Annotated in this window: 15 protein-coding genes; 4 read left to right on the top strand and 11 right to left on the bottom strand. The window is 70.7% G+C overall.

From position 1 onward, the window contains the following. Nucleotides 1–11 precede the first annotated feature (11 nt). Nucleotides 12–635: a GNAT family N-acetyltransferase gene (locus OG295_RS17010; protein ID WP_030225201.1), complete on the top strand. Its 624-nt coding sequence runs from the start codon at nucleotides 12–14 to the stop codon at nucleotides 633–635. Nucleotides 636–725: 90 nt separating this feature from the next. Here OG295_RS17010 and trxA read toward each other — a convergent pair whose 3' ends face one another. The 7 genes from trxA to OG295_RS16975 form a co-directional block, all read right to left on the bottom strand. Continuing rightward, nucleotides 726–1061 (bottom strand): thioredoxin, encoded by a 336-nt coding sequence (gene trxA, locus OG295_RS17005; RefSeq protein ID WP_371677634.1) that lies wholly within the window; start codon nucleotides 1059–1061, stop codon nucleotides 726–728. A gap of 49 nt (nucleotides 1062–1110) precedes the next feature. Further along, entirely contained in the window at nucleotides 1111–2070 is a 960-nt protein-coding gene (gene trxB / locus OG295_RS17000) for a thioredoxin-disulfide reductase (RefSeq protein WP_371677633.1), read from the bottom strand. 146 nt (nucleotides 2071–2216) lie between these two features. Further along, nucleotides 2217–3185, bottom strand: coding sequence for a hypothetical protein (locus OG295_RS16995; RefSeq protein ID WP_371677632.1), 969 nt, complete (start codon nucleotides 3183–3185; stop codon nucleotides 2217–2219). Further along, on the bottom strand, nucleotides 3182–3892 hold the full coding sequence (sigM, locus tag OG295_RS16990; protein WP_371677631.1) for an RNA polymerase sigma factor SigM: 711 nt from the start codon (nucleotides 3890–3892) through the stop codon (nucleotides 3182–3184). Before sigM ends, OG295_RS16995 begins: the two co-directional genes overlap by 4 nt. 26 nt (nucleotides 3893–3918) lie before the next feature. Continuing rightward, nucleotides 3919–5640: a protein kinase family protein gene (locus OG295_RS16985; protein WP_371677630.1), complete on the bottom strand. Its 1722-nt coding sequence runs from the start codon at nucleotides 5638–5640 to the stop codon at nucleotides 3919–3921. Between the two features lie 126 nt (nucleotides 5641–5766). Further along, a complete protein-coding gene (murJ, locus tag OG295_RS16980; RefSeq protein ID WP_371677629.1) occupies nucleotides 5767–7941 on the bottom strand; it encodes a murein biosynthesis integral membrane protein MurJ in 2175 nt (724 codons plus the stop codon). 46 nt (nucleotides 7942–7987) lie between these two features. Beyond that, nucleotides 7988–10255 (bottom strand): DUF6049 family protein, encoded by a 2268-nt coding sequence (locus tag OG295_RS16975; RefSeq protein WP_371677628.1) that lies wholly within the window; start codon nucleotides 10253–10255, stop codon nucleotides 7988–7990. A gap of 184 nt (nucleotides 10256–10439) precedes the next feature. Between OG295_RS16975 and OG295_RS16970 the strand changes: the two genes are divergently transcribed. After that, entirely contained in the window at nucleotides 10440–11900 is a 1461-nt protein-coding gene (locus tag OG295_RS16970) for a CCA tRNA nucleotidyltransferase (protein WP_371677627.1), read from the top strand. A gap of 120 nt (nucleotides 11901–12020) precedes the next feature. Here the strand turns inward: OG295_RS16970 and OG295_RS16965 are convergent, their stop codons facing one another. The 3 genes from OG295_RS16965 to OG295_RS16955 all read right to left on the bottom strand — a co-directional run bounded on the left by OG295_RS16965 (nucleotide 12021) and on the right by OG295_RS16955 (nucleotide 15137). Beyond that, nucleotides 12021–13295 (bottom strand): MFS transporter, encoded by a 1275-nt coding sequence (locus tag OG295_RS16965; RefSeq protein WP_371677626.1) that lies wholly within the window; start codon nucleotides 13293–13295, stop codon nucleotides 12021–12023. A gap of 106 nt (nucleotides 13296–13401) precedes the next feature. Next, the gene (locus tag OG295_RS16960; protein ID WP_266840337.1) at nucleotides 13402–14484 is read right to left on the bottom strand and encodes an inositol-3-phosphate synthase; all 1083 of its coding nucleotides are present in this window, start codon (nucleotides 14482–14484) and stop codon (nucleotides 13402–13404) included. 50 nt (nucleotides 14485–14534) lie between these two features. Next, on the bottom strand, nucleotides 14535–15137 hold the full coding sequence (locus OG295_RS16955; protein WP_266840339.1) for a helix-turn-helix transcriptional regulator: 603 nt from the start codon (nucleotides 15135–15137) through the stop codon (nucleotides 14535–14537). A 270-nt stretch (nucleotides 15138–15407) separates the two neighbouring features. Between OG295_RS16955 and OG295_RS16950 the strand changes: the two genes are divergently transcribed. After that, complete coding sequence (locus OG295_RS16950; RefSeq protein ID WP_371677625.1) at nucleotides 15408–18011, top strand: transglycosylase domain-containing protein; 2604 nt, start codon at nucleotides 15408–15410, stop codon at nucleotides 18009–18011. 87 nt (nucleotides 18012–18098) lie between these two features. Continuing rightward, a complete protein-coding gene (locus OG295_RS16945; protein WP_371677624.1) occupies nucleotides 18099–19583 on the top strand; it encodes a glycosyltransferase family 87 protein in 1485 nt (494 codons plus the stop codon). Between the two features lie 37 nt (nucleotides 19584–19620). On the opposite strand, the gene OG295_RS16940 is transcribed toward OG295_RS16945, so the two are convergent. Further along, nucleotides 19621–20652: an alanine racemase gene (locus OG295_RS16940; RefSeq protein ID WP_266840345.1), complete on the bottom strand. Its 1032-nt coding sequence runs from the start codon at nucleotides 20650–20652 to the stop codon at nucleotides 19621–19623. Nucleotides 20653–20709: the final 57 nt, after the last annotated feature.

Genomic DNA, 20709 nt, shown 5'->3' with positions numbered 1-20709 from the left:
ACGATGCCGTCATGGGTCGTCGGTTGGTACCGCTCACGCTCGACAACCTCCAGGACCTTCCCCGGCGTTGCCGGAGCTGCGTGTTCTGGGAGCTGGATCCCGTCAGCGGGGAAGCCGCCGTGAAGGCGGGCACCCCGGAGCTGGAGAAGGAGGGGTGGATCTCCGCCGTCCTGCTGGACTGGGGGTCCTGCGGCCGGGTGGTCTATGTGGACGAGGTCCCGGTGGGCTTCGTGCTCTACGCACCGCCGGCCTATGTGCCGCGTGCCGCCTCGTTCCCGACCAGCCCGGTGTCCTCGGACGCGGTCCAGCTGATCACGGCGTGGATCATGCCCGGATACCAGGGCCAGGGCCTGGGGCGGGTGATGGTCCAGACGGTCGCCAAGGACCTGCTGAGGCGGGGGTTCAAGGCCATCGAGGCTTTCGGTGACGCGCACTGGGAGAGGCCCGCGTGTCTACTGCCGGCCGATCACCTGCTGGCGGTGGGCTTCAAGACGGTCCGTCCCCATCCGGCCCATCCCCGGTTGCGGTTGGAGCTGCGCACGACGCTGTCGTGGAAGGAAGACGTGGAACTGGCCCTGGACCGACTGCTCGGCGGCGCTCGGGCGCGGAAGGAACCGGTGCTGCGTCCGCTGTGAGCGGGAGCGGAGGGGCGGGACGGCTCCGGATACGTGAAACGGGGCCGCCCCTGGAGGGGCGGCCCCGTTTCACGTGAAACACGGCGCGGGTCAGACGCTCTTGACCGTGACGAAGTCGGAGAGGTCGCGCAGGATCGCGGCCTTCGGCTTGGCGCCGACGATGGTCTTGACGACCTCGCCGCCCTGGTAGACGTTCAGGGTCGGGATGGACATGACGCCGTAGCGGGCGGCCGTCCCCGGGTTCTGGTCGATGTTGAGCTTGACGATCTCGATCTCGTCGCCGTACTCGGCCGCGATGGCTTCCAGGGACGGCGCGATCTGGCGGCACGGGCCGCACCACTCGGCCCAGAAGTCCACGAGTACGGGCTTGCCGCTGGCCAGGACCTCAGCGTCGAAGTCGGCGTCGGTCACGGTCTTGAGAGCCACAACGGCCTCCTCTTGATACGGGGTGTGGGGTGTGGGGATGAAGCGGGGGTCAGACGGTCGCGGTCGCGTGCTCGGCGTCCGCGAGGGCGGCGAGGAACCGCTCGGCGTCGAGAGCGGCGGAGCAGCCGGTGCCGGCCGCCGTGATCGCCTGACGGTAGGTGTGGTCCACGACGTCGCCGGCGCCGAAGACACCGGTGATGTTGGTACGCGTGGAGGGCGCGTCCACCTTGAGGTAGCCCTCGTCGTCCAGGTCGAGCTGGCCGGTGAAGAGCTCGGTGCGCGGGTCGTGGCCGACGGCGATGAAGAGGCCGGTCACGGGCAGCTCGGAGGTCTCACCGGTCTTGGTGTTCCGCAGGGTCAGGCCGGAGAGCTTCTGCTCGCCGTGGATCTCGGCGACTTCGCTGTCCCAGGCGAACGAGATCTTCGGGTCGGCGAAGGCGCGGTCCTGCATGGCCTTGGAGGCGCGCAGGCTGTCGCGGCGGTGGACGATGGTGACCGACTTCGCGAAGCGCGAGAGGAAGGTCGCCTCCTCCATCGCGGTGTCGCCGCCGCCGACCACGGCGATGTCCTGGTCCTTGAAGAAGAACCCGTCGCAGGTGGCGCACCAGGAGACACCGCGGCCCGAAAGGGTGTCCTCGTTGGGCAGACCGAGCTTGCGGTGCTGGGAACCGGTGGTGACGATGACGGCCTTGGCGCGGTGCACCGTGCCGGCGGTGTCGGTGACGGTCTTGATCTCACCGGTGAGGTCCACGGAGACGATGTCGTCCGGAACGAGCTCGGCACCGAAGCGCTCCGCCTGGCCGCGCATGTTGTCCATGAGGTCCGGGCCCATGATCCCGTCCTGGAAGCCGGGGAAGTTCTCGACCTCGGTGGTGTTCATCAGCGCGCCACCGGCGGTGACGGCGCCTTCGAAGACCAGCGGGTTGAGCGAAGCGCGTGCGGTGTACAGGGCGGCCGTGTAACCGGCCGGCCCGGAGCCGATGATGATCACGTTTCGTACGTCGCTCACGGGTTCTTTCCTCGTCTCTGCGGACTTCTGGGTGCCTACCGGGGGCCGGTGCGGACTCTCACCCCACCCAACGGATCCTACGGCGCGAGCATTCCCCTCAGATCCGCCTCCGGCCGCGAACGTGCCCGGTTCGGCTCCCGAATCCATCAGCTCCGGGGATAGGTGCTGGTCAGAAGGGGCTTTTCGGGGGCCTGCGCCGGATCGTCGGCGCAGCCCGCAGGCACGAGGTAGGCGTCCGCCAGAGACGGGTCATCCGGATGCGGAAGCACGAGGAGGTAGACGGGCGTGCCCTGGTAGCTGCCGCGCTCGGAGGCGAGCGGGACTTCGGTGCGGCCGGTGGACCGCTGGACGCACGGCGGGACCGACACGGGCCCCGGTGATGCCTGCCGGTCGGAGGGGGCCTGCTCCGGGGAGGTGGTGTCCAGGCCCATGGTCTTGTTGGACTGCCCCTCGGCCGCCGTGGCGAGGAGCCGCTGGACGTTCCCACGGAGCCCCTGAGCGGTGTATCCGCCGGTGTCCGCGGACCGGGCGGCGGCGCTGGCCGTGGCGTGGGTGGCGTTGTCGTGGGAGCCGGTGCCGGTGAGGCCGCCGAAGAGATAGATGCCGAGTACGCAGGCGGCCGCCCCCGTCAGGCCCGCGAGGACGGCGATCCGGCGGCGTGCGCGGCGCCGGCCCGGACCGGTTGGGCCGGACGGGTGACCGGAGGGCCGCAGGGCCCCGGTCCGGCCGGACGCGGGTGCCGGTGTTTCACGTGAAACATCGCCACGGGCGTCCGTATCGGCCTCAGCCCCGTCTTCGACATCGGCTCGGGGTTCGGGGGCGGATGCGGGAGTGGCGGCGCGAGAGGCCGTGGCATCCAGGAGAGCCTCGGCCGCCAGCGCGGCGTCGATGCGTCCGGCGACGGCGGAAGGCATCCGGGGCGGCCCCGGGAGGGTGCCGAGGAGGGACCGGATCTCGTCGAGGGAGGCACGGACGTCGGCGCACAGGGAGCAGTCATCGAGGTGCCGGCGCACTTCGGCGGTCCGGGACGGGGAGAGCAGCCCTTCGGTCAGGTCGGAGATCTCGGAGACCTCCGGGTGCCGGATCGTGCCGGCAGTGCCGGTCGTCGGGGTCACGGTCGTCCACCTCCGCCCTTCACAACGTCTGGGTCCGGATCCCTCGGCCGGGAATCCCTGGAGTCTGCCGCAGGTGGGACGGGTGTCCCCGGCGTCCGGTTCCTTCCCCGCTCGGTGGCGGTGTTATCCCCGGCATTCGTGCGCAGATGAGTGAGCATCGGGAGGAGTTTCGCCCGGCCGCGCGCGCACCGGCTCTTCACGGTGCCGGAGGGCACGCCGAGGACCCGGGCGGCCTCCGCGACGGGGTATCCCTGCATGTCGACGAGGACGAGCGCGGCCCGCTGATCGGCCGGGAGGGTGCTGAGGGCGGCCAGGAGCTGGCGGTGGAGGTCCTGGCGCTCCGCGGGGGCCTCGGCGGACTCGTGGGGCTCCAGGAGGCGCTCCAGCCGGTCCGTGTCGTCGAGCGGCGAGGTGCGGCGGGAGGCGGCCTTGCGCGCACGGTCGAGGCAGGCGTTGACGGTGATCCGGTGCAGCCAGGTGGTCACGGCCGAGTCGCCGCGGAAGGTGTGGGCGGCCCGGTAGGCGGAGACGAGCGCGTCCTGGACGGCGTCGGCGGCCTCCTCCCGGTCGCCGAGGGTGCGCAGCGCGACGGCCCACAGCCGGTCGCGGTGGCGGCGTACGAGCTCACCGAAGGCGTGGGGGTCACCGTCGACGTGCGACGCCAGGAGTTCCTGGTCGCTGCGGTCGCCGGTCGCGGCTTCGTCCAACGGTGAGCCCCCTCCCCTGGCGTGCGTCAGCCCTTGAACTTCACGTCCGTGATGCCCTGCTTGAACCCGGCGCTGCTGTAGTCGTCGTAGGGCGCCTGTGGCATGGCGGTGATCCACAGGAGCACGTAACGCGTCTTGACCGGGTTGTCGGTGGACAGGTTGACCGTGGTGTCGTTGGTCGTCGTGCCCGCGATCTTCTTGGACTCCTTGACCGGCTTGCCGGGGTGCATGGAGTCGGTCGCGTACAGCGCCAGCGTGGTGTGGTCCCCCGCGAACCTCAGCCCTATCGAGGCGGCACTGACCTCTCGCTCGGAACCGAGGTCGTAGATGATGCCGACACCGGACTTGATCTTGACCTCGGGGCCGTCGAGGAAGCTCTTGGTGCGCCAGTAGGTCGAGCTGTCCCCGTCGAGGGTCTTGGAGACCCCGTCGGCGTTCTGCGGGGTGCCGTCCGGGTAGTACTCCGCGGCTCCCTTGATCGAGAGTGGGACGGGGTCCTTCTTCTCCGGGCTGTCGTCCGTCTTCTGCTGCTGGGTGCGCGGGGTCTCGCCGGTGCCCTGCTTCCCGTGGCCCAGGAGCGCGTCCGCGAGCTGCCAACTGCCCAGGCCGAGGGCGGCGATCAGGAGGGCGGCGACGCTCCACTTGAGGGCGCGGCCGGTGCGGCTCTGCAGCGGGGGCGGCGGCGGCAGGACCGGGGCCACCTGGGTGGTGGGTGCGCCGATGGGCGCCGGGCGGCCGTAGCTGCCCTGCTGGTAGGTGGTGTGCTGGTACTCCGGAGGGGCCGTGAAGGCGGGCTCGGGCGGCCGGATGCGGGGCATCGCGGCGACGGCCTTGGAGAGCTCCTCCGGCGTGGTGCAGGCGGGCTCCTGACGGGAGGCGGTGGCGCCGTCGTTGGCCAGGGCGCGCATGGCGAGTTCGCCGAGACCCCGGTGGACACCGGCCCGGACCTGGTCGGGGGCGAGCAGGCCGACGCCCTTGGGCAGGCCGCGCAGGCCGTACGCGTCGTCCTCGTACGGCCAGCGCTGGGTGAGGGCGGCGTACAGCAGTGCGCCGATGGCCTCGGTGTCGGCCCGCTGCGGGGTCTCGCTGGTGATGCCGCGCAGGGCGGCGTTCACGGCGAGGCCGCGGATGCGGTACTGACCGGTGGAGGTGCGCAGTATCGCGCTGGGCGTCAGGCGCAGGTGCGCCAGGCCCTCGCGGTGGGCGGCGGCCATGGCCTGGGAGACCTGGCTGACCAGCTGGTAGGCGTCGTGGGGCTCCAGCGGGCCGGCCGCGAGGAGGGCGGTGAGCTCGGTGGCGTCGGGCAGCCACTCGTGGACGACGTAGACGAGGTCGTTCTCCTCCACGGCGTCGAGGACCTGGACGAACCGGGGGTCGCCGAGCAGGGCGGAGGAGCGGGCGGCGGCGAGTACCGTGCGGGCCCGGGGGTGGTCGGCCGGGAGCAGGTGGACGCCCACCGCGCGGCGGAGCTTCTCGTCCATCGCCCGCCAGCTGCTGAATCCGTCCAGACGGGTGACGCACTCCTCCAGCCGGTAGCGCCTCGCCAGCTTGTGGCCGCTGTGGAGTTCGGGTGCGGCCGTGGGGGCCGCACTTCTGCGTTCGCCGTCCTTCTCGGGCATGGGTCCGTCCGCGGCTCGTCCGTTCTGGGTGTCCACCCCGTCGGCCGTGGCCTTGACCGCGTGTGCGGTCAGCGGCTCTTCGCCGCTGTTGTCGGCCACGTCGACGGCAGCCGTGCTACGTTCCGCCACCGTCGTCCCTGCCTCCCCATCCGTTGCGCGCTGTCGGCCAGTCTGCGAAGCCATGCCAATTGTGCCCACAGTCCGGCGCTCTGCACGACACGCGATCGGGGTCCGGTCCGTCAACGGGTCTTCGCATCAGCGGCCCAGTCGTCCGCGGACCATTCCGACCATGGAGTTGAGCTCTTCGATCCTCATCCGCTTCGCGGCGATCAGGAAGACCGCGCCGAGCGCGATGCCGCCGCCGATCAGGGAGACGAGGGAACCGGCGGCTCCGCTGCCCAGCCAGTGGGTGATGCCGTAGGCGACGCCGCCCGCCACCGCGGCGGCTGGCACGCAGGCGCCGATCAGCCGGGTGTAGGTCCGCATCACGTGGGCGCCGTCGAGGTCGCCGCCGAGACGGGTCTTGAGGCGCCGCCAGGCCACGCCGACGCCGACCACGTAGCCGAGGCCGTACGCGGCGGCCATGCCCACGACCGCCCAGCGGGCGGGCAGGACGAAGTAGGCGAGTACGGAGACACCGGCGTTGACGGCCGCGACGATGACGGTGTTGTAGAAGGGGGTCCGGGTGTCCTCGTAGGCGTAGAACCCGCGCAGGACTACGTACTGGACGGAGTACGGGATCAGGCCGAGGCCGAAGGCCATCAGGACGTAGCCGATGTTCACGGCGTCCTTGCCGGCGCTCGCGTAGAGCAGGGTGGCCATCGGGACGCCGAGCGCGAGGAACGCGAAGGCGCAGGGCACGATGGCGACGGCCGAGGTGCGCAGGCCGTAGGAGATGTCGTCGCGGACCGCGGCGGCATCGCCGTCGTGGGCGGAGCGGGAGATGCGCGGCAGGACGGCCGTCATGACGGAGACGGTGATGATGGCCTGCGGCATCTGCCACAGCAGCAGCGCGTAGTTGTAGGCGGTGATGCCGGTACCGCCGTGTCCCTGCTTCTCGGCGGCCGTGCCGGCCGCGGTGGCGAGCTGGGTGACGACGACGAGGCCGATCTGGTTGGCGAGGACGAAGAAGAACGTCCACTTGGCCAGGCCGGCCGCCTTGCCGAGGCCGTGGCCCTTCCAGTCGAAGCGCAGGCGCGGCTTGAAGCCGGCGTCGCGCAGGTAGGGCAGCATCGCGAGGGACTGGACCGCGAGGCCGAGCAGGGTGCCGATGCCGAGGAGGCGGACGCCCTCGGCGGTGATGGTCGCCTCCGAGACGCCGGAGGCGGTGAACCCGCCGAAGGCCCAGATGAAGGCGCCGAAGGTGGCGATGACGACGATGTTGTTGAGGACCGGGGTCCACATCATCGCGCCGAACCGGCCCCGGGCGTTGAGGATCTGACCGAGCACCACGTGGACGCCCATGAAGAACATCGTGGGCAGGCAGTAGTGGGCGAAGGCCACGGCGACGTCGAGGCGCTTCGGGTCGCCGGCGATCGTCGGCGACATCATGCGGATGAAGAGCGGGGCCGCGAGGACACAGACGGTGGTGACCGCGCCGAGCAGGGTGATGACGAGGGTGAGCAGGCGGTTGGCGTAGGCCTCGCCACCGTCCTCGTCGTTCTTCATGGCGCGCACGAGCTGCGGGATGAAGACGGCGTTGAGGGCGCCGCCGCCGACGAGGACGTAGATCATCGTCGGCAGGGTGTTGGCGACCTGGTAGGAGTCGTTGAGGGTGGCGACGCCGATGGCGCCCGCGATGACCAGGGTGCGGGCGAAGCCGGTGATGCGCGAGACGATCGTGCCGGCCGCCATGAGGGCGCTCGACTTGAGCAGGCTGGAGGCCCGCCCGGCGGGCTTGGTCGGCGCGGGGGCCGCGACGGGTGCCTCCTGGGCCGGGGTGCCCGGAGCGGCCTGCTGGTCGCGGTAGAGGTGGGTGAAGGCGTCGGCCGCCGGCTGCTCCTCCGCGGCCTCCGTCATGAGCGAGTCCACCCCGACGAACTGCGTCGTCGTCGCGTGGTCGCCGTACGGCAGGTGGCGTGAGGGGCCGTCGGGCTCGGGCGGCGGGGTCTGGGCCCACACGCGCGGGTCGGGGCCGTGCGAGGGGGCCTGCGGGGCGGCGTAGAGCGGACCCGGCTCCTGGTAGGTGCCCGGCGGCGGCGGGGGGTGCGAGGCGCGGTCGTAGAGGACCTCGGCGACGGGATCCTGGGCCGACAGGTCCTGCCCCCGGTAGGGGTCGTAGTCGTAGGCGTCCTGGACATACGGGTCGTGGTCCGGCGCGGGCGCGGGTGCGGGAACCTGCCCGGGCACCGGAGCGCCCGGAGCAGTGCCCTGGGGGGGCGTTGGCCCACCAGTGCCCTGCGCGCGGTCACCGTCGTACGGCGCGTTCATCGCAACCCCACCTCATCGTCCCCAGGCCGACCGGCCACGGCATCGCTCAACGGTCCACTGTCTCACTCGTCCCGGACCCCTCGGTGCTTTGCGGTCCGGTGTCCGTGGACACGTCACTCGGCTGCGTGCTCTCCTCGGCGACCGCGCGCGCGGCGACGCGCTTGCGGCTGGCGTACATCTTGATGCCCGCCAGGACCAGGAGGAGCACACCGCCCGCGATGACGAGCATGACGGTGGGGGTGACCTCGGTGGCGTCGACGGTGAACCTGCGTTCCTTGCCGTACGGCACGCCGTCCTTGGTGAAGAGCCGCGCAGTGACCTCGACCGGGCCGCTCGCCGTGGCGTTGGCGGTGAACTTTACCGTCTGGCTGTGGCCCCCTTGGACGGAGACCTCCTGCTCGTCCTCACCGCCGTCGCCGATCGTCAGACGGGTGGGATTCGCGGACTTCACCCGCAGTACGAGGTTGTGGACGTCCTGGACGAGGCTGTTCTGGACGCTGACCGGGATGGTCGCGCTGTGCCCGGACAGGGTGGCGTCCGACTTGGGGACGACCTTGACCTTGTCCGTGAGTCCGATCAGGTAGTCCTGGACCTGGTCCCGGTAGACACGGCCCTCGTCCGGGCGGCCGCGCCAGGAGGTCGACATCTCCCGGTTGGTGGTGTTTCCGAAGGGGATCTCGACGCGGTCCGGCGCGGTGAGGATGACCTTGAAGTGGTCGAGGGTGTTCTGCGTCGTACGGATCTGCTCGAACGCCGACACCGGCAGTTCCTGCTTGCTCAGGGCCTCGGGGTACTGGCCCGCGCCGGGGACCTGGGTCGCGGCCCCGGGGTCGGGCTTCGCCGCGGCGGCCGCCTCCAGGTCGGAGGGCTGCGTCCAGCGGGCCGCCTGGAGACCGCGCAGGGCGGTCGCCATCGACTCCACCTGGCTGGCGGTGGGCCTGCGCGTGGGCGCGACCACGTAGCTGCGGGGCTCTTCGCTGTTCTGCAGGTTGAGGGCGAGGCTGTGGGCGAGGAACTGCTGGACGGCCAGCGTGGAATTCCCGGCGCGGGCCATGTCGCCGTCGAAGGCGGTGGACAGGTCGGCGTCGGCGACGACGGCGGTGGTGCCCGCGCCGATCGGGCGGGCGGCGCTCGGGGCGTAGCCGAGGGTTCCCGTCTCCTGGAGGCTGTCGCTGCGGGTCAGGACGTTGTGCGCGCCGGCCGAGGTGGCGACGTTGACGATCGACGGGTCGATGGCCCCGTCCACGGGCCAGGAGAAGTCGGTGGACGGTGTGACGTGGAGCACCGTCTCGACGGCCTGCTTCGCCTTGTCGGTGGCGGGCCGCAGCTGGCCCAGGGTGCCGGAGACGTCCTTGCCGTGGTGGGCGAGCGAGGCGATGTCGGGGTCGGCGAAGGGCAGTGCGACGACCTTCTTGCCCTGTACGGCGGTCTCCAGGGAGCTCAGCCACTGCTCGGCCAGCGCCTTGTTCCTGCCCTGCACGGGCTTGCCGTCGGGGTCGGGGCTGCGGACCCGGTACCCCTTGGCCATGGCGTCGACGGTGGTGAGCAGGTCGGGGTCGATGACCCAGGTGACCGGGAGGTCCCTGCCGAGCGAGACCATCCGCTCCAGGCGGCCGCCGGGCCGCAGCTCGTCGGCGAGGGAGTCGTCGAGGAAGACGGGGGTCTGCACCTCGTCCGAGCCGGTCTCGGCGGTGACATGCGTGGTGGAGATCAGCGGCCACACGTAGGTGAGGGAGGAGCGCTTCGCGGCGGGGTCCGGCTGCCAGGGCAGGAAGGTCCGCTGGATGCCCAGGACCTGCTCGTGCGGACGGCTGTCGGTCATCCCGGACAGGGAGACGCCGAGCTGGTACACGCCGTCCGCGCCCAGGTCGAGCTTGTTGACCGGGACCTTGATCGTGAACTGCTGGTCGACCTTCGAGGGCAGGGAGTCGATCTTCACGGCGAAGGCGGAATCGATCTCGCCCGGGTCCACCCCGGGCCGGAAGCCCTTCCGGTCGGCCACCTCGCCGATGGACGAGCGGTCGCCGAGCATGGGGCCCACCCGCAGTCCGACGTGGGCACCCTTGATCGTCTCGCGGCCGTTGTTGACCACGCTGCCCTGGATGGTGAGCGTGTCGCTCTTGACGGGAGCGCTGGGGGACACCTCGGTCAGCTGGACGTCGACGGACCCGTCTGCGGCCTGCGCCGGCGGGGCCGGGGCGTAGATCAGGGCGGCCAGCACCGGCGTCCCGGTCAGCAGGACGACCGCCCGCCGCAGCCACCGGCGCCGGGCAGGGGCGGGAGCCGCCCCTTGGATGTCTGCCGCCTCGGCCACGCGCTCGCCCGTCCCTCGAAGTGTCAGTGGTCGTCGTTTCTGCGTCCACGAATGGTAACGAGGTGCGCTGTGCGCGAGTGCCGCGCCTTGCTCCACATGATCGCCACGGGCCGGGGGCACCGGTACCGGGGGCGCCGGGAAACGAGGGAGCCCCTGCCGGGCGGGCCACGTACCCTTTTCTGTTGTGCCGAACGCCAATGAAGACAACCCCAGTGCCCTGAGTCAGGTGCAGCGCCGCGCGGTCAGCGAACTGCTGCGGGTCGCCCCTGTCGCCGACGAGCTCGGCCGCCGTTTCCAGGAGGCGGGCTTCCGTCTCGCCCTGGTCGGCGGGTCCGTCCGCGACGCGCTGCTCGGGCGTCTCGGCAACGATCTCGACTTCACCACCGACGCCCGTCCCCAGGACGTACTGAAGATCGTCCGGCCGTGGGCCGACTCGGTATGGGACGTCGGCATCGCCTTCGGCACCGTCGGCGCGCAGAAGGACGGCTTCCAGATCGAGGTGACCACGTACCGCTCCGAGGCGTACGACCGCACCTCGCGCAAGCCCGAGGTCTCCTACGGCGACTCCATCGAGCAGGACCTGGTCCGACGCGACTTCACCGTCAACGCCATGGCCCTGGCCCTGCCGGAGCAGCGGTTCGTCGACCCGCACGGAGGCCTGGAGGACCTGGCCGCCGGCGTGCTGCGGACCCCGGGCACCCCGGAGGAGTCCTTCTCCGACGATCCGCTGCGCATGCTGCGCGCTGCCCGGTTCGCCGCGCAGCTGGACTTCGAGGTCGCCCCTGAGGTGGTGGCCGCCATGCGCGAGATGTCCGACCGGATCGAGATCGTCTCGGCGGAACGGGTGCAGGGCGAGCTGAACAAGCTGCTGCTGTCCGCGCACCCCCGCAAGGGCCTCGGCCTGCTCGTGGACACCGGCCTCGCGGACCGGGTACTCCCGGAGCTGCCCGCGCTGCGGCTGGAGAGGGACGAGCACCACCGGCACAAGGACGTCTACGACCACTCGCTGATCGTGCTGGAGCAGGCGATCGCGCTGGAGGAGGACGGTCCGGACCTCGTCCTGCGGCTGGCGGCCCTGCTCCACGACATCGGCAAGCCCCGGACCCGCCGCTTCGAGAGCGACGGCCGTGTTTCCTTCCACCACCACGAGGTGGTGGGCGCGAAGATGACCAAGAAGCGCATGACCGCGCTGAAGTACTCCAACGACATGGTCAAGGACGTGTCCCGGCTCGTGGAGCTGCACCTGCGCTTCCACGGCTACGGGGACGGGGAGTGGACGGACTCGGCGGTGCGCCGCTACGTGCGCGACGCGGGCCCGCTGCTGGACCGGCTGCACAAGCTGACCCGGTCGGACTGCACCACGCGCAACAAGCGCAAGGCCAACGCGCTGTCCCGGACCTACGACGGCCTGGAGGAGCGGATCGCGCAGCTCCAGGAGCAGGAGCAGCTCGACGCGATCCGCCCGGACCTGGACGGCAACGAGATCCAGCGGGTGCTGGAGATCAGCCCGGGACCGGTGGTGGGCAAGGCGTACGCGTTCCTGCTGGAGCTGCGGCTGGAGAACGGCCCGATGGGCCACGAAGCCGCCGTGGTGGCCCTCAAGGAGTGGTGGGACGCCCAGGCGGACCCGGCCGCTCAGGGCTGATCTGCGGTCCACCACCCGGGGGCGTCTCCCGTGGTGGCCGACGCCGATGTTTCACGTGAAACATCGGCGGGCCGGGCCGGGCCGGGCCGGGCCGGGCCGGGCCGGGCCGGGCGTCCGGGTTCATGTTTCACGTGAAACATCGACCCGGCGCCGGAGCATCAGCGCCGTGAGGGCGTAGAGGACGGCCACGCTCACGACCAGCACGGCGGAGCGGCCGTCGGCCGGGAGCATCAGGGCGGCCACGGCGGCCGCGCCGACGAAGGCCACGTTGACCAGGACGTCGTAGACGGAGAAGACCCGCCCGCGGAAGTCGTCCTCCACCTGGGACTGGACGACCGTGTCGGTGGAGATCTTGACTCCTTGGGTGGCCAGGCCGAGGACGAACGCGGCGACGAGCATCGGCCCGGGGGCGAAGGCCAGCCCGAGGGCGGGGACCAGGACGGCCGCCCCGGCGGCGCACACGGCCATCCATCTGCGGGTGCCCAGCCGGCCGACGGACCAGGGGGTGACGACGGCGGCGGCGAAGAAGCCCGCGCCGGAGAACCCGATGGCCATGCCCAGCAGGGCCAGGCCGTCGGCCTCGTTGTCCGACCAGGCGTAGCGGCAGAGCATGAGCAGCATCACGAACAGGGCCCCGTAGCAGAACCGCATCAGGGTCATCGCGGTGAGCGCTTGGGCGGCCTCGCGCCGGGCGGCCAGGTGCCGGAGCCCCTCGACCATGCCCCGCGCCGTGAGGGCGACCCCCTCGACGACCGAGGGGTGGACGCTGCCCGGAGGGTGGTCGGGTCCGAGGAGGCCGATGGCCAGCCTCAGGGCGGCCAGGCCCGCGCACAGGTAAAGGGCGGCTCCGAGGAGGACGACGAGGGCGTTCGAGTCGGAGACGAGCAGCCGTACGAGGAAGGCGAGCCCGCCGCCGGCGGTCGCCGCCAGGGTCCCGGCGGTGGGAGAGAGGGCGTTCGCGGTGACCAGCTGGCCGGGGCCGACGACCCTGGGCAGGGAGGCGGAGAGGCCGGCCAGGACGAAGCGGTTGACGGCGGTCACCGACAGGGCCGAGGCGTAGAACAGCCAGTCGGGTGCGTGGACCACGATCAGCAGGCCGGTCACGCAGGCGAGGAGGGCCCGCAGCAGGTTGCCGTAGAGGAACACCTGCCGGCGGCGCCACCGGTCCAGCAGCACGCCGGCGAAGGGGCCGATCACGGAGTAGGGCAGCAGCAGTACGGCCATGGCCGAGGCGATGGCCGCGGGTGAGGTCTGCTTCTCCGGGGAGAAGACCACGTAGGTGGCGAGGGCCACCTGGAAGACCCCGTCGGCGGCCTGGGAGAGCAGCCGTACGGCCAGCAGGTTGCGGAAGTCCCTCAGGCGCAGGAGTACGCGCAGATCACCTACGACAGGCATGAGGGCAAGGGTCACACACGCCGAGGGTCCCCGGGCACATTTGCCCGGGGACCCTCGGCGGAAGAACAGTCGAAGACCAGATGTCCGTCAGGACCCTGGGGTTCGGCTAGCGCTCGACCTCGCCCTTGATGAACTTCTCGACGTTCGCGTAGGCCTCGTCGTCGAAGTACTGCACCGGCGGGGACTTCATGAAGTAGCTGGAGGCCGACAGGATGGGGCCACCGACGCCACGGTCCTTGGCGATCTTCGCGGCGCGCAGGGCGTCGATGATGACACCGGCGGAGTTCGGGGAGTCCCACACCTCGAGCTTGTACTCGAGGTTCAGCGGGACGTCGCCGAAGGCACGGCCTTCGAGGCGGACGTAGGCCCACTTGCGGTCGTCGAGCCACGCGACGTAGTCGGACGGGCCGATGTGGACGTTCTTCTCGCCGAGCTCACGGTCGGGGATCTGCGAGGTGACGGCCTGCGTCTTGGAGATCTTCTTCGACTCCAGGCGGTCGCGCTCCAGCATGTTCTTGAAGTCCATGTTGCCGCCGACGTTGAGCTGCATGGTGCGCTCAAGACGGACACCGCGGTCCTCGAACAGCTTGGCCATCACGCGGTGCGTGATGGTGGCGCCGACCTGCGACTTGATGTCGTCGCCGACGATCGGGACACCGGCCTCGGTGAACTTGTCCGCCCACTCCTTGGTGCCGGCGATGAAGACCGGGAGGGCGTTGACGAAGGCGACCTTGGCGTCGATGGCGCACTGGGCGTAGAACTTCGCCGCGTCCTCGGAACCGACGGGGAGGTAGCAGATCAGGACGTCGACCTGACGGTCCTTGAGGATCTGGACCACGTCGACCGGAGCCTCGGCGGACTCCTCGATGGTCAGGCGGTAGTACTTGCCCAGGCCGTCCAGGGTGTGGCCGCGCTGCACGGTCACGCCCGCGTTCGGGACGTCGCAGATCTTGATGGTGTTGTTCTCGCTGGCGCCGATGGCGTCCGAGAGGTCGAGGCCGACCTTCTTCGCGTCGACGTCGAACGCGGCGACGAACTCGATGTCACGCACGTGGTAGTCGCCGAACTGGACGTGCATCAGACCGGGGACCTTGGCCGCCGGGTCGGCGTCCTTGTAGTACTCGACGCCCTGCACCAGCGAGGCGGCGCAGTTGCCCACGCCGACGATGGCTACGCGAACCGAACCCATTCCGGTTGCTCCCTGTTTGTTCTCGGAACGAGGCCTGCGAGATGCAGGCCTCACTTTGCAGTTTCGTCGGGCGGACCGGGCCGTCTCTGGTCCCGTCCCGCCCGCTCGCTCTCGATGAGCTCGTTCAGCCAGCGCACTTCACGCTCCACGGATTCCATTCCGTGGCGCTGCAGCTCAAGCGTGTAGTCGTCGAGGCGCTCCCGTGTCCGGGCGAGGGAGGCGCGCATCTTCTCCAGGCGCTCCTCCAGCCGGCTGCGGCGGCCCTCCAGCACGCGCATCCGCACTTCTCGTTCGGTCTGGCCGAAGAAGGCGAAGCGGGCGGCGAAGGACTCGTCCTCCCAGGTGTCCGGGCCGGTGTGGGAGAGGAGCTCTTCGAAGTGCTGCTTACCCGCGGCCGTCAACCGGTAGACGATCTTGGCGCGGCGCCCTGCGAGTGAAGCGGCGACGGCGTCTTCCGGGGCGCTGCCCGGCTCCTCGATCAACCAGCCGTTGGCGACCAGCGTCTTGAGGCAGGGATAGAGAGTCCCGTAGCTGAACGCCCTGAAGACCCCCAGCGAGGTGTTGAGCCGCTTGCGCAGCTCGTACCCGTGCATGGGGGATTCGCGAAGCAGGCCGAGGACGGCGAATTCGAGGATGCCTGAGCGCCTGCTCATCCGCCTGCCCCTCTCTGCCTCTGAGTTTATGCCGAGCTGATGTATCGGCTCGATACATCCAGACGATAGAACGGGCAGCCGTCGGCTACAAGTGGTGGCGTGGTGACCGGCGTCACATCACCAATTCGTACGACGCAGGTTGCCTGATTTGGGGTGAACTTCGGCACTGGTTGGGTTTTGACCGTGCGTAGTCTGTGCGGCAAGACACCGGGGGAACCGGAATCACCTGCCGCTTCCAGGCCACTCGCCTGCCCGAGGAGTAGTCGTTCGATGAGCGAGCACCGCCGCAAACCGCCGCAGTCCCAAGGTGGCGGCCGCGCCGCCCCCCGCCGGGCTGCCCAGCCGCACCCCGGACGGGGCTACGGCCCCGGGCGGGACGCGCCCACCGCCTCGTCCGTCGGCCCGGCCGCGGGGCACACCCCGCCCGGCAGCCGCGCCGACGCCCGCCGGGCCGCCCAGCGAGGAGCCGCGGGCCGCGGCCGCCCAGGTGGCAAGGGGGGCAAGGGCGGTCGGCTCATCAACTACCCGCGGGCCGAGAAGGAGGGCTGGAAGCGTTTCGTGCCCTCCTGGAAGCTGGTCGGGGGCACGGCCCTCGGCTTCTTCGCGGTCATCGTGGCCGGCGCCGGCATCGGGATCGCCAGTGTGGGCACGCCCGACCCGAACAAGGCGGCCCAGGCGCAGAACAACGTCTTCGAGTGGTCCGACGGCAGTCAGATGGTCGCCACGGGCGGCTCCACGAACCGCCAGATCGTGCCGATCGACCAGATTCCCGTGTCGATGCGGAATGCCGTGATCGCCGCTGAGAACGAGTCCTTCGAGACGGACAAGGGCGTCGACCCGATGGGCATCGCCCGTGCCGTGGTCAACATGGCCACCGGCGGTTCCACCCAGGGCGGCTCGACGATCACCCAGCAGTACGTGAAGAACATGTACCTGGACTCCGAGCAGACCCTGAAGCGCAAGGTCACCGAGCTCTTCATCTCGATCAAGCTGGGTGTGTCCGAGGAGAAGGACAAGGTCCTCGCCGGCTACCTCAACACCGCCTACTACGGCCGGGACGCCTACGGCATCCAGGCCGCCGCGCGGGCCTACTTCGGCAAGGACGCCAAGGACCTCAACCCGTCCGAGAGCGCCTTCCTCGCCTCCATGCTCAAGGGCCCCAACCTCTACAACCCGGACGGCGGCGTCGGCACCGCGGCGACCCCCGAGGCCAACGAGAAGCGGGCGCGCCTGCGCTGGGCCTGGGTCCTCGACCGGGAGGTCGCGGTCGGGCGGATGGAACAGTCCGAGCGGGACAAGTACAAGGACTTCCCCGAGCGCGTCGACCTGGCGCAGGGCCGCGGCCTGACCGGCCAGATCGGCTACCTCGTCGACGTCGCCAAGTCGTACGTCATGAAGACCGGCGACATCAGCGCCGAGAAGATGGCCCTCGGCGGCTACACGATCCGCACCACCTTCGAGAAGCCCAGGGTGGACGCGCTGGTCAAGGCGGTGGAGGACACCCGCAACGACTTCCTCGACGAGAAGGCGCGCCCCGAGTACGACACGTTCGTGCAGTTCGGCGCCGCCTCGGTCGACGTGAAGTCCGGCGCGATCGTCGCCCTGTACGGCGGTCCCGGCTTCGACCAGAAGCACTTCACCAACAACGCCAACACCTCCGGCGTCCCGGTCGGCTCGACCTGGAAGCCGTACGTCCTGGCCGCGGCCCTGGAGTACGGCACCCAGAACTCCAAGGGCTCGGGCATCTCGATCGACAGCAAGTACAACGCCGACGACCTCACGGTGATCAACAACCGTGAGGGCAAGCCGCTCCTCGACAAGGACGGCAAGCCGTTCCGGCAGAAGAACGAGAGCCCCGAGGCCCACGGCTACGTGACCCTCAACGAGGCGATGCGGCAGTCGATCAACGTGCCGTTCGCCCAGCTCGTCTTCGACGTCGGCCACAGCAAGGTCCGCTCCGTCGCGAAGTCCACCGGCATCCTGGAGGAGTCGATGGACGCGAACGACAACGCCTCCTTCGCCCTGGGCACCTCGACGCCCAGCGCCATCCGGATGGCCGACTCGTACGCGACCTTCGCCGCGTCCGGCACGCACCGCGAGCCCTACTCGGTGCAGACGGTCCAGAAGGACGGCAAGACCCTTCCCGGCTTCGGGCCTCCCAAGGAGGCCCGCGCCATGGACGACGCCGTCGCGAACAACATCACCAAGGTGCTCCAGAACGTCGTCGAGAACGGCACCGGCACCAAGGCGAAGAAGCTCGGCCGCCCCGCGGCCGGCAAGACCGGTACGACCGACCAGAACAAGTCGGCCTGGTTCGTCGGCTACACCCCGCAGCTGTCCACTTCGGTGACGCTCTTCCGCAACGACCCGAACGCCAAGGGCAAGGACCGCAAGCTGCTGTCCATGAACCACGTGGGTGGCGTCGACTCCATCCACGGTGGTGACATCCCGGCCGTGATCTGGACCGAGTACATGCGCGAGGCCCTCAAGGGCACCCCGGCCAAGGAGTTCCCGGAGGCCGAGGACATCGGCGTCGTCGCGGACGCGGCCGGCGCCCCGACGCCCACGCCGGCGGCGGTCCCCTCGCCCTCGACCTCGCCCTCGACCTCCGCGTCGCCCTCCCCGTCGATGGTCTCCCCGTCGCCGTCCGACGGTGGCAAGCCGTCCTGCAAGCCGTGGAAGCTCTACTGCGACCCGCAGACGGCCGCCGGCACAAGCAACGGCGGGAACACCAACGGTGGCACCAACGGCGGCACCAACGGCGGCCAGCCCGCGGGCGGCACCACCGGAGAGCCCACGACACCCACCACCGGCCGGCCCGGCCGGCCCGGCGGAGTGACCAACTGGGGCTCCACCTTCGGTGGCGGAGGCTGATCCCGCACCCGCCTCCACCCGGGAGGGCCGTCGCACCCCGTGCGGCGGCCCTCCCGCGCGTCCGGCCCGGTACGGCAGGATGAGCGCATGACCAAGGTGCACGAGGACCGGCCCGTACTGCCCACCCAGCAGGACGAGGTCGCCGCCGCCGGCAGCGAGCTCATCGGCGGCCCCATCGGCCGCCGCGCACGGATCGGCGGCCACTGGCTGGGACCGGTCCGCGTGGTGGTCCTCGTCGTCATCGGCATGTTCGCGCTCGGCATGGCGCAGAAGCTGCCCTGCTACGACTGGGCGTGGTTCCGGGGAGCGGGCTCGCAGTACACGCACGCCTGCTACTCCGACATCCCGCACCTGTACTCGGCCCGCGGCTTCGCCGACGGCCTCGTGCCCTACTTCGACCGCTTCCCCGACGTCGCGGTCGACCCGAAGTACGGCGGCATGCAGTACCTGGAGTACCCGGTGCTCACCGGTGCCTTCATGCAGGTCGCCGCGTGGCTGACGCCCTCGTCGGGAGCCGTCCAGCACCGCGAGCAGATGTACTGGATGGTCAACGCCGGCATGCTGATGGCCTGCGCGGCGGTGATCGCCGTGTGCGTCGCCCGCACCCACCGCCGCCGCCCCTGGGACGCCCTGCTCGTCGCCCTGGCCCCGGCGCTCGCCCTCAACGCGACCGTCAACTGGGACCTGCCGGCCGTCGCCCTGGCCGCCGTCGCGATGCTGATGTGGTCGCGCAGCCGCCCGTTGCTCGCCGGTGTCCTCATCGGCCTCGCGACGGCGGCCAAGCTCTATCCGGTGCTGTTGCTCGGGGCGCTGTTCGTACTGTGCTGGCGCGCCGGGAAGTGGCGCGCCTTCGGAGCCGCCGCCCTGGGCGCGGTCGTCTCCTGGCTCGTGGTGAACGGCCCCGTCATGTACTTCGCCTGGGACGGCTGGAAGCGGTTCTACGTCTTCAGCCAGGAACGGCCCATCGACTTCGGCTCCGTGTGGCTGCTGATCTCCCAGCGCACCGGAAACCCGCTGGAGGGGGCCAACACCTACGCGACCGGGCTGACCCTGCTGCTGTGCCTGGCGATCGGGCTGCTCACCCTGACGGCCCCCAGGCGGCCCCGCTTCGCCCAGCTGGCGTTCCTGGTCGTCGCCGCCTTCGTCCTGGCCAACAAGGTCTACTCGCCGCAGTACGTGCTGTGGCTGATCCCGCTCGCCGCGCTGGCGCGGCCCCGCTGGCGGGACTTCCTGATCTGGCAGGCCGGCGAGATCGTGTACTTCCTCGGGATCTGGTTCTACCTGGCCTACACGACCAGTGGGGACAAGCACCAGGGCCTGCCGGTGGAGGGGTACCAGCTGGCGATCGTCGCCCACCTGCTGGCCACGCTCTACCTGTGCGCCGTCGTCGTACGGGACATCCTGCTGCCCGAGCGGGACGTCGTGCGGCGCGACGGCTCGGACGACCCCTCCGGAGGCGTCCTGGACGGCGCCGAGGACGCGTTCGTGCTCTCCGACAGGGCGAAGGCGCCTCAGTACGCGGCGCCTTCCGAGGGACAGCGGGTCGACTGGGGCGCGGACCCCGGGCACTGAGCGGTCCGGCCGCACCGGCCGGACCGCTCAGCGCGGATCAGGCGTCGAGCGCCCGGTCGAACTGCGTCGTGGTGTGCCGCAGGTGCGCCACCAGCTCGTCGCCGACCTTCGGCTCGGTCGCGTCCGAGGGCACGAACAGGATCGACACCTGCATGTGCGGGGGCTCGGCGAACCAGCGCTGCTTGCCCGCCCACACGAAGGGCGAAAGGTTCCGGTTGACGGTGGCCAGGCCGGCCCGGGCGACGCCCTTGGCGCGCGGCATCATCCCGTGCAGGGCCTTGGGGGCCTCCAGGCCCACCCCGTGCGAGGTGCCGCCCGCGACCACGACCAGCCAGCCGTCGGATGCGGCCTTCTGCTGCCGGTAGCCGAACCGGTCGCCCTTGGCCACCCGCGTGACGTCCAGGACCGCGCCGCGGTACTGGGTGGCCTCGTGGTCGCCCAGCCAGAGCCGGGTGCCGATCCGGGCCCGGAAGCGGGTCTGCGGGAACTGCTGCTGGAGCCGCCCCAGCTCCTCGGCCCGCAGGTGGCTGACGAACATGGTGTGCAGCGGCAGCCGGGCCGCGCGCAGCCGGTCCATCCAGCCGATGACCTCCTCGACGGCGTCCGAGCCGTCGGGGCGGTCCAGGGGCAGGTGCAGGGCGAAGCCCTCCAGCCGGACGTCCTCGATCGCCGACTGCAGCAGGCCCAGGTCCTGCTCGGAGATGCCGTGGCGGCGCATCGAGCTCATGCACTCGATGACCACGCGGGCGCCGACCAGACCGCGGACCCCGTCCACCGAGGAGACCGAACGGATCACCCGGTCCGGCAGCGGAACAGGCTCCTCACCCCGCCGGAACGGGGTGAGGACGAGCAGGTCGCCACCGAAGTGGTCCTTGATGCTGGCGGCCTCGTACGTCGTTCCGACGGCCAGGATGTCGGCGCCCATGCGGGTCGCCTCCTCGCACAGCCGCTCGTGGCCGAAGCCGTAGCCGTTGCCCTTGCAGACGGGGATCAGCCCGGGGAACTGATCGGTGATCTGCTTCTGGTGCGCACGCCAGCGCGCGGTGTCGACGTAGAGCGTGAGCGCCATGCCCGTCCGGAGCCTCTCTGGAAAGCTGCGTGGTGCAGCGGGTGCGGTGTGTGGATG

It is taken from the genome of Streptomyces sp. NBC_01276 (assembly GCF_041435355.1).
Classification (GTDB): domain Bacteria; phylum Actinomycetota; class Actinomycetes; order Streptomycetales; family Streptomycetaceae; genus Streptomyces.
This window is presented reverse-complemented; position numbering and strand designations above follow the sequence as displayed.